At 46.2% G+C, this 11,953-nt stretch carries 13 protein-coding genes; 5 read left to right on the top strand and 8 right to left on the bottom strand.

Features of this window, described 5'->3' with window-relative positions:
* Positions 1 to 13 precede the first annotated feature (13 nt).
* Positions 14 to 625: a TIGR04211 family SH3 domain-containing protein gene (locus tag H9L11_RS08910; protein WP_005379900.1), complete on the top strand. Its 612-nt coding sequence runs from the start codon at positions 14 to 16 to the stop codon at positions 623 to 625.
* A gap of 88 nt (positions 626 to 713) precedes the next feature.
* Here the strand turns inward: H9L11_RS08910 and ggt are convergent, their stop codons facing one another.
* From ggt to H9L11_RS08895, 3 genes are all read right to left on the bottom strand, one after another.
* Positions 714 to 2,444 carry a gamma-glutamyltransferase gene (gene ggt, locus H9L11_RS08905; protein ID WP_203345692.1) on the bottom strand — a complete coding sequence of 577 codons (1,731 nt, stop codon included), beginning with the start codon at positions 2,442 to 2,444 and terminating at the stop codon, positions 714 to 716.
* Between the two features lie 273 nt (positions 2,445 to 2,717).
* On the bottom strand, positions 2,718 to 3,404 hold the full coding sequence (locus H9L11_RS08900; protein ID WP_017820253.1) for a general secretion pathway protein GspB: 687 nt from the start codon (positions 3,402 to 3,404) through the stop codon (positions 2,718 to 2,720).
* Entirely contained in the window at positions 3,404 to 5,020 is a 1,617-nt protein-coding gene (locus tag H9L11_RS08895) for an ExeA family protein (RefSeq protein ID WP_017820254.1), read from the bottom strand. The genes H9L11_RS08900 and H9L11_RS08895 overlap by 1 nt, the downstream gene beginning before the upstream one ends.
* A gap of 137 nt (positions 5,021 to 5,157) precedes the next feature.
* Here H9L11_RS08895 and H9L11_RS08890 point away from each other — a divergent pair, with 137 nt between their 5' ends.
* On the top strand, positions 5,158 to 6,378 hold the full coding sequence (locus tag H9L11_RS08890; RefSeq protein ID WP_005379907.1) for a multifunctional CCA addition/repair protein: 1,221 nt from the start codon (positions 5,158 to 5,160) through the stop codon (positions 6,376 to 6,378).
* A 52-nt stretch (positions 6,379 to 6,430) separates the two neighbouring features.
* Here the strand turns inward: H9L11_RS08890 and H9L11_RS08885 are convergent, their stop codons facing one another.
* Genes H9L11_RS08885 through folB form a run of 3 tightly spaced genes read right to left on the bottom strand, consistent with a single transcriptional unit; the run spans position 6,431 to position 8,087 of the window.
* Complete coding sequence (locus H9L11_RS08885; protein WP_017820255.1) at positions 6,431 to 7,234, bottom strand: undecaprenyl-diphosphate phosphatase; 804 nt, start codon at positions 7,232 to 7,234, stop codon at positions 6,431 to 6,433.
* A gap of 14 nt (positions 7,235 to 7,248) precedes the next feature.
* Positions 7,249 to 7,731 carry a 2-amino-4-hydroxy-6-hydroxymethyldihydropteridine diphosphokinase gene (gene folK / locus H9L11_RS08880; RefSeq protein ID WP_005387457.1) on the bottom strand — a complete coding sequence of 161 codons (483 nt, stop codon included), beginning with the start codon at positions 7,729 to 7,731 and terminating at the stop codon, positions 7,249 to 7,251.
* Positions 7,728 to 8,087, bottom strand: coding sequence for a bifunctional dihydroneopterin aldolase/7,8-dihydroneopterin epimerase (gene folB, locus H9L11_RS08875; protein WP_005379859.1), 360 nt, complete (start codon positions 8,085 to 8,087; stop codon positions 7,728 to 7,730). The genes folK and folB overlap by 4 nt, the downstream gene beginning before the upstream one ends.
* Before the next feature lie 250 nt (positions 8,088 to 8,337).
* Here folB and plsY point away from each other — a divergent pair, with 250 nt between their 5' ends.
* A complete protein-coding gene (gene plsY / locus H9L11_RS08870; RefSeq protein WP_005379857.1) occupies positions 8,338 to 8,949 on the top strand; it encodes a glycerol-3-phosphate 1-O-acyltransferase PlsY in 612 nt (203 codons plus the stop codon).
* A 34-nt stretch (positions 8,950 to 8,983) separates the two neighbouring features.
* On the opposite strand, the gene H9L11_RS08865 is transcribed toward plsY, so the two are convergent.
* The gene (locus H9L11_RS08865; RefSeq protein WP_005379855.1) at positions 8,984 to 9,799 is read right to left on the bottom strand and encodes an alpha/beta fold hydrolase; all 816 of its coding nucleotides are present in this window, start codon (positions 9,797 to 9,799) and stop codon (positions 8,984 to 8,986) included.
* Positions 9,800 to 9,975: 176 nt separating this feature from the next.
* Positions 9,976 to 10,992 carry a tRNA (adenosine(37)-N6)-threonylcarbamoyltransferase complex transferase subunit TsaD gene (tsaD, locus tag H9L11_RS08860; protein WP_005379854.1) on the bottom strand — a complete coding sequence of 339 codons (1,017 nt, stop codon included), beginning with the start codon at positions 10,990 to 10,992 and terminating at the stop codon, positions 9,976 to 9,978.
* Between the two features lie 230 nt (positions 10,993 to 11,222).
* Here tsaD and rpsU point away from each other — a divergent pair, with 230 nt between their 5' ends.
* A complete protein-coding gene (gene rpsU / locus H9L11_RS08855) occupies positions 11,223 to 11,438 on the top strand; it encodes a 30S ribosomal protein S21 (RefSeq protein WP_001145625.1) in 216 nt (71 codons plus the stop codon).
* 27 nt (positions 11,439 to 11,465) lie between these two features.
* A complete protein-coding gene (locus H9L11_RS08850) occupies positions 11,466 to 11,909 on the top strand; it encodes a GatB/YqeY domain-containing protein (protein ID WP_005379720.1) in 444 nt (147 codons plus the stop codon).
* Positions 11,910 to 11,953: the final 44 nt, after the last annotated feature.

Below are 11,953 nucleotides of genomic sequence, written 5' to 3'. Positions count from 1 at the left end.
TAAGGGATTTACTGTGAAAAAACTAATCATCACGGTTTTGTTTACTTTGCTAGCAGCGCCAGCGGCCCTAGCAGCAGACCGTTATATTTCTGATGACCTCTTCACTTTTATGCACTCAGGTCCAAATAACACCTACCGTATTATCGGTAGTGTTAACGCCGGTTCTAAAGTACAACTGATTAAAACCAACCGAGATACTGGCTATACGCAAGTTCGTGATGACCGTGGTCGCACTGGTTGGGTACAAAGCAAGTTTGTGACAAACCAAGAGAGCATGGCAATTCGCCTTCCTCGCATTGAGAAAGAGCTAGCCGAAGTAAAAGAGCAGCTTGCTAATGCTCGTCAAACTTCTGATGCAGAGAAAGCCGGTCTTGTTACCTCTCTCGAAACACGTAACCAACAAATTTCAGATCTAGAAAATAAATACTCTGAGATCAGTGATCAGCTTACTTCTGTTGAAACAGAAAACCGCGAGCTACGCGCAAAACTGGATACACAAAAAGATGACATGCTGCTTAAGTACTTCACTTATGGCGGCGGTGTCGCAGGTTTAGGTTTACTATTTGGTTTGATTCTTCCGCATGTCATGCCTCGTAGAAAGCGCTCTCCTGCGGGTTGGGCATAAACCCTTACGCTTTTATCTTTAAAAAGAACGCAAAAGCCAGTCGATATTGACTGGCTTTTTAGTTTGCTTCGTTTGATAGAAGTGAGTACTACTCCCCCATTGAACTAGAGGCTCGACGACGATCCGTTGCGCCATAAAGCTTGCCATCTTTTAGCTCAATTGCATTCAAACCGCTTACCACTGGAATAACGTGCACTGGGTAGCCAAGCTCCATAAACTCAGGCACCAACATTTCTGCGAACGTTTTCTTTTCCACCAGCAAACCAGTCGGGTCATAAGACTTGGTGCGGTCTATCTTAGTGCCATACTGGATGTTTGGTAAGTCAATAGCCTCTTGCGCTGATAAGTTCCAATCCAGCACCCCAACCACGGTTTTTAGTACATACCCCGGGATTTGTGAACTACCTGGTGACCCAACCACCAAACGCAAATTATCATCACTGTCCATCACCATTAATGGCGTAATAGCCGAACGTGGACGCTTGCCCGCTTCAATTGAGTTTTGCGTAGGTTTGCCGTTAACCGTTGGCAGAGGTGAGAAGTTAGCCATCTGCGCGTTCAAGATAACGCCATCGACCATCACACCCGAGCCCATACCCGTTCCTACCGTACTAGTCATTGCTATTGCATTTCCATCTCTATCGACGATAGAAATATGCCCTGTATCTTTGCTCTCGAAGCCTTGATATTGCGCATACTGAGTTTGCGTTATCTGTCCTGCTTTTGGATCCTCTTTTGAAGTGCCATTATCGGGGATTAAATCACGTCTCTGATCTAGATAGGCTTTAGACAACAACTGTTCAACTGGCGCTTCCACATAATCCGGATCTCCGGCATACGCAATACGATCGGCTTTTGCAATTCGCATCGCTTCAGTCATGAGACGCCAAGGTTCCACATCCGTTTTCGCCATATGGGCAATGTCATAGGGTGCAAGCAGTTCAAGACTCTGAGCGACCATCACACCGCCCGAAGCTGGGTAACCAAAAGAGACGATTTTATTCCCACGGTAGTCGCTCTCAATGATGTCACGCTGCTTCACTTGGTAATGTTTAAAATCTTCTAAAGACAACTTCTCGTGTTGGTCGTCAATACGACTATTAACCGTCTCTACGATGTGCTGACCAAGCTCACCACCATAAAGGTAACTATCGCCTTGTTGCGCGATCTTCCTCAGCGTCTCAGCCATCTTAGGGTTCTTCATCAAGGTTCCCGTCGGCTTAATATCGTCCCCTTGCCAATACAAGGCTTTCACTTCCGGATCTTGCTCAAGTCGGCTTTGCTCTCTTACTACGATGTCGTAGGTGTAGCTGTTCATCGCGTACCCATTGCTCGCCAATGTAATCGCCGGCTTAATCAGCTCTGCCCATGGCAACTTGCCGTATTGTTCATGAGTGGTGTAAAGCAACCGCAACGTGCCCGGAACCGCAACAGAACGAGGGCCTAATATTTCGTTGCGACTGAGTACTTCCCCATTCTCAACAAACATTTCAGGGTTCGCGCTAGAGGGCGCTTCATCTCGACCATCAAGGGCCAGAAATTTTTTCTCGTCATGTTGATAAAACAGCGCGAAAGTCCCGCCGCCAATTCCGGTCATATCTGGCTCAACGACAGACATCACCATCTGCATCGCGACCATGGCATCAACAGCGTTACCGCCTTCTTTCAATATTGAGTAACCGGTACTGCTCACGTAAGGATTCGTCGCACTGACCATGAAATCTTGCCCGCGACTATCTGGTGTAACTGGGAATGGGTCTGGCTTTGCTGCATAGCTTGTCGATGCAACAATGCTTAAAGAAAAAATCAGAATACGCATGTGTCTCTGTTTAGACTCCTATTATGTGATGGGGTCTAACGTGGACCAAGTCATTACTCCGAAGTTCGTGAAAATGGTGTCTTTTTACACAACGCTGACTGGAATCGCGCTATCAATAGATGAATGATATTGGTGCTATTTAAACGACTGAGAAAAGCTATATTTTGCTTGTTTGAGTATCTAAAAATCATCACCAGAATAGATGCAAAAGATGCTCTGAAAAATAAAAAGCCAGCGATATGATTTCGCTGGCTTGATGTGTTTCTACAAGAGTTAGCCTTTCCACTCATACAACGCTGGTATACGAATTTGCTCACCTTGGAACTCAACAATCACAGCTTGCGGTTGTATTTCTCTTAGAGTGACCTGATCATCAACGACATCCCCTTGATGATACTCAACATTGTTAATTTTCACCCAACGGCGATTTTCATCACTAGCGTACATATGGGTTTGCAAATTAAGCGCAGGTAGACGCCCTTGCCACTGGTGAGCGTTGCGCTCTAAATCGTTCACGCGTGCCGTTTGTGATGAAGAGTTGTCATCATCTCGGGATAAGGCATTTTCGACCTTCCTAGCTAAATCAGGAGATAATGAGGATAAATCCAGATCATCCAAAGACAACCCGAGGTCCTCTTCAGCAGGAGAAGTCGTTTGGGTTGATGCTGAGTTGCGTGTTTCATCTCTGCTTGGTGTATGGCTCGTGTATTCATCGGGGGTGGTAAATGTACCAAAATCACGCGATAGCTCTGCACTTGGCCACTCTCTTGGCAATTGGGCCAACTGGGTGTTCTCTGGATAGTCTAATACTTTGAAAGGTGATACCACTTCGACCTTTTCTATCGGGGACGTTGTATCTACTTCAACACTCGGTGCAAAGAGATCTAAGTACCAAGCGACTCCAATAGCAGAAGCAGTGATTGGCAGCAAGAACAGACCTATATGTTTCACAGCTGACATTATGCGTCCTCCTTCTCTATTCTCGCCAGTTGAGGCGCATCTGGCTGAACATTTTGCTGAAGTCGGTCTAGCGTTCGCTTACCTGCAATACCATCGACACCAATTCCTTGCCAGCGTTGAAATAACTCGACTCGCTCTTTCATCGCACCATCAAAAATAGACGTTTCAAGCAGTGGCTCACTCACCGCTTCTGCTAATAATCGGTCTAATACTTCAATCGCAGGGCCTTCCATGTCTAAACGTAATGTTTCATTCAGCGGAGCATGCCACAGTTCGATAATATTGCCCTGCCACAACGGCTTTAACCATGAAATTGGCAGACGGAGACGCTGCTTACCATTGAGCACTTCAGCTTGGTCATTACCGACGGCATATAGAATGACATACCCAACATCACCTTGATAATTCAACTCCAAGATCACAGGGCGATTTTGTTGCATCAACAGCGGCCAAGTCGCCATTTTACGCTCACAACGCATAGTCGACTGCGGTTCTGACAAACAAAGGTTATCGCGAACCGATGCTTGATACCCCCACAAACGATACAAATCATTTACAGCGAGGTTCGACTGTTTTTGTGTTAACAATAAAGCACGCTGCTCATCCGTTAACTGTTGGCTGACGACGGTTGGTGTTGGCTCTACTCTTGGCTCCGTCACTTGTGTCAACACTGACGTCGCTTGAGCTGGCATATAATTCACGACCGCCCACCCCGTACTTAATGCAGCAATAAGGCCTACCGTGACAGAGCCCCAAGCAGGCCAACGGAAAGTCCGGCGCTCTTTTTTATCTTGCTGATAAATATCTGCCTGAAACTGCATCACCTCTTCACAGGCCTGCTGAACGGTTTGCTTATCCACCACCACATTACCCTGGTGATAACTAATGTTGAGGGATTTGTCACAGATAAGGTTGATGAGCCGCGGTATACCGTGACTGTATTTGGCTATAAGTTTACAAGAAGCACGATTAAACAGTTGCTGGTCGCCACCTGCTGTATGTAGTCGAAATGCGATGTAATCTTCTGTCTCTTTTTCATCCAACGGCAACAGGTGATAACGCCCGGTAATACGCTGGGCAAGTTGGCGTAGTTGTGTTGTTTGTAATAACCGCTGCAATTCAGGCTGCCCGACCAACAACACTTTGAGCAATTTTCTGGTATCGGTTTCCAAGTTGGTCAACAAGCGCAACTGCTCTAGAACGTCGGCGGCAAGGTGTTGAGCCTCATCAATGACCAGCAATGTCTGCCAGCCTGAACGATAATTACGCAGCAAATATTGATGGATAACCTGGTTTAGCTGTTTGAGGTTTGCATCTGGCGGATAGGTGATTTTGAACTCATCGCAAATGGCTTCGAGCAAGTCTCTACTCGAAAACGTGGGATTGAGAATAAGACCCGCTTTGGTGTTATCACCCAAATTCGCCAGCATCGCTTTTGCGACGGTCGTTTTGCCTGTACCTACTTCGCCAGTAAGCATAGCAAAGCCACCGCCATCGCCTAGCCCAGCTTGGAGATGTGTGATTGCCTCTTTGTGACGTTGGCTTAAATACAAATAACGTGAGTTTGGAACAATCGAAAATGGTTGTTCGACAAACCCAAAAAAGTCCTTATACATTAGGCTCTCCAGCTAAAAAACCACCTGGGAATAGTCAGACATGGTATAAACGCTCTTCTTCTATTCTTAGGAGTAAAGAAAAGTACCATTGCTTGCTACAATGTCCAACGGCATATCCATAAATTAAGAGGTAATTCGTGCAAGTTTATTTAGTAGGTGGCGCAGTTCGAGATAAATTGCTCGGAATTGATAGTTATGACAACGACTGGGTGGTCGTAGGCGCGACGCCCGAGATGATGCTGTCCCAAGGATACACCGCCGTTGGTAAAGACTTTCCTGTATTTCTGCATCCCAAAAGTAAAGAAGAATATGCCCTTGCACGAACAGAGAGAAAGTCAGGTTCTGGTTACACTGGTTTTGAATGTTTCTTCGATCAAAACGTCACCTTAGAAGAAGATTTGATACGTCGTGATTTAACCATTAACGCGATGGCAATGGAGAGTGATGGCACGATCCATGACCCATATGGTGGCCAGCAAGATCTCAACGATAAACTGCTACGCCATGTATCAGACGCCTTTATTGAAGACCCTCTACGCGTTTTACGTGTCGCTCGCTTCGCAGCGAAGCTTGCTGATCTAAACTTTACGGTTGCCGACGAAACCATGCGGTTAATGCGTCACATGGCAGAGTCCGGAGAGCTGAGCACACTGACTCCCGAGCGTGTTTGGCAAGAATGGCATAAATCTCTCTCTACTCCTCGCCCTGATATTTTCTTATCGGTTCTACGAGACTGTGGTGCATTAACCGTGGTGTTACCTGAAATTGATGCACTATTTGGCGTACCTCAACCTGAGAAGTGGCATCCAGAAATCGATACTGGCATCCATACTTTGATGGTGGCAGAGCAAGCCGCAAAATTGAGTAACTCACTCCCCGTCAGGTTTGCCGCCCAAGTGCATGACTTGGGTAAGGGCGTGACGCCAGAGAGCGAATGGCCAAGCCACAAAATGCATTGCCATACAGGATTAAAACTGATCAAAAAGCTGTGCGAACGTGTCCGGGTACCAAATGAGTTTCGTGATTTAGCCTTGATGGTGTGCGAACAGCACTCCAATATTCATCGCGCGGCTGAACTTAAACCACAAACCATAATTAAAATACTCAATAAACTTGATGTGTGGCGTAAGTCCGAACGTCTGCAAGATATCTTGCTTTGCTGCCAAGCGGATCACGCTGGTCGTAAAGGACTGGAAACGCAACCATATCCACAGGCGGATATTTTTAGGCAAGCCTACCAAGCAGCAGCGGCAGTTGACGTTCAAGCCATTATCAAAGAGGGCTTTAAAGGCCCTGCGATTCGTGACGAGCAAGAAAAACGACGTATTGAAGCAGTGAAAGCAGCACTTAAGAAGTAACGAACAAACAAAAACGCCCGCGGATTTCGCGGGCGTTTTTCGTTAACATCAATTATGCACTTAATAGAAAAGCGAACAAACCGACGCCCAAAATGAGACGGTAAATCACAAACGGTGTCATGCCCATTCGTGAAATCATCTTCAAGAAGAAGTGGATACAGATGTACGCACTGATAAACGATGTGATAATGCCAGTCATTAAGAAACCAACATGGACAGGTTCACCACTGGTCACTAACTTCATGCCTAAGTAGCTACCAGCTAATGTAATGATTGGGATCGACATTAAAAACGAAAATCGGGCAGCCGCTTCTCGAGTAAAGCCAAGGTAAAGCGCTGCTGTGATGGTCGCCCCTGAACGTGAAGTTCCAGGAATCATCGCTAAGGCTTGAGCAATACCGATAAATACAGCTTTCTTCCAACCCGTTTGGTATTCATCGGCAACGAGTTTAGCGTTTTTGTCTACCCACCATAGCAACAGGCCAAATACGATCGTAGTAGTCGCGATGACGTAAGCGCTACGTAGATACACTTCAATGATGTCTTTCATCAATAAGCCGAACACACAAGCTGGAATCGTCGCAATCACGATCATCCAAGCCAATTTAGCTTCTTTACTGCGATCTCCTTTAAAGATCGAAGCAAATAACGCTTGAAACAAAGTGATTACTTCATGACGAAAATAGATCACGACAGCCATTAATGTACCGACGTGAACAGCAACATCAAAGGCTAGACCTTGGTCTTCCCATCCTAAAATAGCGGAAGGCAGGATCAAATGGGCAGAGCTTGAAATAGGCAAAAACTCTGTCAGCCCCTGAATCAGAGCCAAAATAAAGGCTTCAAAATAACTCATGTAAACAACTCAAATTAAAAATGAAAGGAAACGGGTTTGAGCGAATCGACTGGCTGCATAGCATGCCAAATGTCTGCGACTGTGCGTCCATCGCCTGGGATCACTAATTGCGGTTCGAGATCATACAGCGGCTTTGTGACAAAAGGATATTTGTAGATATCACTGCGAGGTAGCTCAGGTTTTTTCTTGGAGACGCGCTCACCGAACAACACTATATCGAGATCCAGTGTTCGATCCTGATACTTTTGCGCGTTTTCTTCGCGTCCCCACTTAAATTCAATCTCGCGTAGTTGATGGCTCAACTCTTCTAATGACAACTCGGTACGCATTGCAACGACAAAGTTGTAGAAATTCTTGCTGCTAAAACCAATAGGTTCGCATTCATATATCGGTGATACGAGGAGATTTTCTCCAAGCCGTTGCAGCTCCTGATACGCAGCAAGCACATGTTGCTCTCTTTCTACGTTCGTCCCAACACCGATATAGGTGGTGATCATGCTCGGCCTCGCTCAATTACCACACCAACAGCACGTGCTTGCGGCACGGCGCCAGGCTTCGCTAGGCGGATTTTCACCCAAGGCACTGAGAAACGCAGCATGATAAGCTCTGCTACTTCTTCAGCCACGCGCTCGACCAGTAAGAAACGACCATTTTCAATGTGGTTAAGTACCGCCTCACTCACCTGCGAATAATCCAGTGCATCTTGCACATCATCACTTTTGCCCGCAGGTTTATTATCGTGTGCCATTTCAATATCTAGAACCAACTTTTGTTTGATTTGTTGCTCCCAGTCGTACACGCCAATTGTGGTGATTACTTCTAACTGTTCAATAAAAACTTTATCCAGAGCCATCTTATGTCCTTCTATTACAGAGGTCGGATACCCGTGAGGGGTAATTTGATCGTAGTATTCTATACCTAAGTAACATTTACTTTGGTCATCACAATGTTACTTAGGTATAAACTGCGAAAGCATCTTTATATACAAGAAATCACATAATGCAAGCTCTATCACAGTGAGGATTTCTGCATTATGTAAATTCGGGGTATGATAGCAACTACGCGGGAACCGAGCATTAAATTCCAATCCATCAAGGACTTCTATGGACGCACTGGCACTGATAATGACAATGGCCGCCTATTTATTAGGTTCGGTTTCCAGTGCGGTTTTGATCTGTCGACTCTTAAAACTGCCAGACCCACGCAGTGTGGGATCTAACAATCCTGGAGCAACGAACGTATTGCGTATTGGCGGACGAGGAGCCGCTGTTTCAGTCTTGTTGTGCGATATGCTCAAAGGCACTATCCCCGTGTGGGGCGGATACTTTCTTGGTATCGACCCTATCATTCTTGGCGTCATCGCCATTGCTGCCTGTCTTGGCCACATGTACCCCATCTTTTTCCACTTTAAAGGCGGAAAAGGTGTCGCAACCGCGCTTGGCGCTATCGCTCCGATTGGTTTGGACTTAACAGGATTGGTGATGTTAACTTGGCTGTCAGTAGCCGCGCTATTCCGCTATTCATCCTTAGCGGCTCTCGTCACGGTTTTGGTCACTCCGTTTTATACTTGGATGTTTAAACCGCAATACACGTTACCTGTTGCTATGCTGTGTTGCTTAATCGTATTTAAGCATCATCAAAATATTCGTCGGCTTTTGTCTGGCGACGAGCCAAAAATCGGCGAGAAGAAACTGACACAAAAAAACTCGGCTTAATGCCGAGTTTTTCGTTTAAAGAGGGATGCATTGGTTACGCATGAACTCGATTCAGGAAGTTCAACAACATTTGGTTGACGAACTCCGGCTGTTCTAAACAACTGATGTGTCCCGCTTGCGGAATTTCTACCAACTCACTGCCCGTGATACAGTCTTTCATTAAATACGATTCGAAAACCGGGCGAGGCTTATCTTCACAGCCCACCGCAATTAACGTCGGCAGAGCGAATTTTTCCGAATCTTCAATCACATCACGGCGACCAAACACCATGCGCCCCATGCGAGCTACTTCCACCGCACGCTCACCGTTCAGCTCTTCTAAACTGCGTTTGAATGAAGCGACAAGTTTAGGGTTATCCTGATTGACGTTGTTGGCAAAGAACAGCGGCACAACGGCTTCAATAATTGGCGCAGGCACTGCTTGGACTTGGCTGATGGTATCAAGCATTGCAAAATACTTTTTATACGTAACTTCTGGCTCCCAGCCAATGAAGGTATCCATCAATACCAGTGACTTAACACGTTGCGGCGCTTGAGCCGTTAGCTCAGCTCCCCACATGCCGCCAACAGATAAGCCCACTATCGAGAATTCTTCGATATCTAAATGATCCATCAATGCCAACATATGTTGTGCATAGTCGGCCAATGACTGTGTCGATGCAGGTGCAGCGTCCGATTCACCATGTGCCCAAAGATCTGGCACAATACAACGGAATGACTGGCTTAAAACCTCAACTTGTGGCGCCCACATTTGGCTATCCCAAAGGTAACTATGACCAAATAGAAGCACAGGGCCCTCACCTTTATCTAGATAAGCAAGTTGCTGACCTTCAATTTCAAACTTATTCATTGTTATATCCATTTCTTATTCTTCCACGTCATCCTAGCACTGAAACAATCGCGAACTGATCGCATCAGTCAGAATGTAAAACGAGGCGGTTCATTGAATAATTAAAAATAAAGGCCTCTGAGGAGCAGAGACCTTTATTACAAAGAACCGGTTTCAAACCTACCGCATAAATTTGACTAAGCGACAGGTGTTAGTTGATCAATTGGCCAACGTGGACGAGCCTCTACTGACATATCAGCCACTTCGCCATTCTTCAAGCGCTGCATGCCTGCGTAAGCGATCATCGCACCGTTATCTGTACAGAACTCAGTACGTGGGTAGTAAACTTCGCCGCCAACTTTCTTCGCTAACTTCTCTAACTCAGCTCGCAAACGACGGTTAGCACTCACACCACCAGCAATAACAATGCGTTTCATGCCTGTTTGCTCAAGCGCGCGCTTACATTTAATAGCCAACGTAGCACACACAGCCTCTTCAAATGCCAATGCGATGTCCGCGCGGGTTTGCTCGTCATCACCGTTTGCAGCAATCGTGTTAGCCGTAAAGGTTTTTAGACCAGAGAAACTCATGTCCAAACCTGGCACATTCGTCATTGGGCGCGGGAACTTAAAGCGGCCCGGTGTACCTTTTTCCGCCAGTTTAGATAATAGTGGACCGCCTGGGTAATCCAAACCCATTAGCTTCGCTGTTTTATCAAACGCTTCGCCCGCCGCATCATCAATCGACTCACCTAGAATTTTGTACTCACCGATGCCTCTCACTTCCACCATCATAGAGTGACCGCCCGATACTAATACCGCCACAAACGGGAACGGTGGAGGGTTATCTTCCAACATTGGGGCCAATAGGTGACCTTCCATATGATGAACAGGTACCGCTGGCACTCCCCAAGCATAAGCAATACTGCGACCGATAGTCGCACCCACTAATAGCGCCCCAACAAGACCAGGCCCCGCGGTATACGCGACACCATCGATGTCTTTTGAAGTTAAGTTCGCTTCTTTTAGTGCCTCTTTAATAAGAGGAATGGTTTTCTTTACGTGGTCACGTGAAGCCAACTCAGGCACCACACCGCCGTAATCTGCGTGCAGTTTTACTTGGCTGTATAGCTTGTGTGACAAGAGACCGTTTTCATCGTCATAAATTGCGATGCCAGTCTCGTCACAAGAGGTTTCAATACCAATAATGCGCATGGTTTTCTCAGTATGCTTTCTGTATAGAGGAAATTTGGGCGTCATATTACCTCGCCTTGGTGCTGCAAACAAATTTTGTACAGACAATAATCGACAAAAGGCTTTACAAAGTAGTTGTGATCGGATTAAAATTCCGCACCATTTTTGATCAAGCTGGTAAGAGACCTAACAATTGTGATTTGGTCTGTTGAATACCAGCGTTAACGAATAACCCCTGAGGTGAAAGGCATATGCCAGTAGTTAAAGTACGTGAAAACGAACCGTTCGACGTTGCTCTACGTCGTTTTAAGCGCTCTTGCGAAAAAGCAGGTATCCTTTCTGAAGTGCGTCGTCGTGAGCACTACGAAAAACCAACTACAGTTCGCAAACGCGCTAAAGCAGCAGCTCAAAAGCGTCACGCTAAGAAGCTAGCTCGCGAAAACGCTCGTCGCGTTCGCCTGTACTAATAACTGAGCTCCAAAAGGAATTTAGTTATGGCTCTGATTGATCAACTCAAAGAAGAGCAAAAATTAGCGATGAAAGCCAAGGACAAATTGCGCCTTGGTACTATTCGTTTAGCCCTATCAGCAATCAAGCAACGTGAAGTTGACGAACAGATTACTCTGAACGATGACGACATTCTTGCAGTATTGACCAAGATGGTTAAACAACGTCGCGATTCTGTAGCGCAGTTTGAAGCAGCGGGTCGTCAAGATCTTGCTGATGCGGAACAAGCAGAAATTACCGTTCTTGAGGACTTTATGCCTCAACCACTGACAGACGAAGAAGTAGCAGCTCTCATCGAGAACGCGATTGCTGAATCTGGCGCAGCTGGCATGCAAGACATGGGCAAAGTAATGGGCGTTCTGAAACCGCAAATTCAAGGGCGTGCAGATATGGGTAAAGTAAGCGGTTTAGTTCGCGCTAAATTGGCTTAAGGTACCCCACCCAATTGCAGCAAGCCGTGCTATCCTTTGGAGCG

The sequence above is a fragment of the Vibrio sp. sp1 genome (genome assembly GCF_016920955.1).
GTDB lineage: Bacteria > Pseudomonadota > Gammaproteobacteria > Enterobacterales > Vibrionaceae > Vibrio > Vibrio alginolyticus.
This window is presented reverse-complemented; position numbering and strand designations above follow the sequence as displayed.

Bases quoted from the DNA above. Each gene is read 5' to 3' on its own strand.
- ggt (WP_203345692.1), bottom strand. From the start codon at position 2,444: ATGCGTATTCTGATTTTTTCTTTAAGCATTGTTGCATCGACAAGCTAT.
- H9L11_RS08900 (WP_017820253.1), bottom strand. From the start codon at position 3,404: ATGTCAGCTGTGAAACATATAGGTCTGTTCTTGCTGCCAATCACTGCT.
- H9L11_RS08895 (WP_017820254.1), bottom strand. From the start codon at position 5,020: ATGTATAAGGACTTTTTTGGGTTTGTCGAACAACCATTTTCGATTGTT.
- H9L11_RS08885 (WP_017820255.1), bottom strand. From the start codon at position 7,234: ATGAGTTATTTTGAAGCCTTTATTTTGGCTCTGATTCAGGGGCTGACA.
- folK (WP_005387457.1), bottom strand. From the start codon at position 7,731: ATGATCACCACCTATATCGGTGTTGGGACGAACGTAGAAAGAGAGCAA.
- folB (WP_005379859.1), bottom strand. From the start codon at position 8,087: ATGGCTCTGGATAAAGTTTTTATTGAACAGTTAGAAGTAATCACCACA.
- plsY (WP_005379857.1), top strand. From the start codon at position 8,338: ATGGACGCACTGGCACTGATAATGACAATGGCCGCCTATTTATTAGGT.
- H9L11_RS08865 (WP_005379855.1), bottom strand. From the start codon at position 9,799: ATGAATAAGTTTGAAATTGAAGGTCAGCAACTTGCTTATCTAGATAAA.
- tsaD (WP_005379854.1), bottom strand. From the start codon at position 10,992: ATGCGCATTATTGGTATTGAAACCTCTTGTGACGAGACTGGCATCGCA.
- rpsU (WP_001145625.1), top strand. From the start codon at position 11,223: ATGCCAGTAGTTAAAGTACGTGAAAACGAACCGTTCGACGTTGCTCTA.
- H9L11_RS08850 (WP_005379720.1), top strand. From the start codon at position 11,466: ATGGCTCTGATTGATCAACTCAAAGAAGAGCAAAAATTAGCGATGAAA.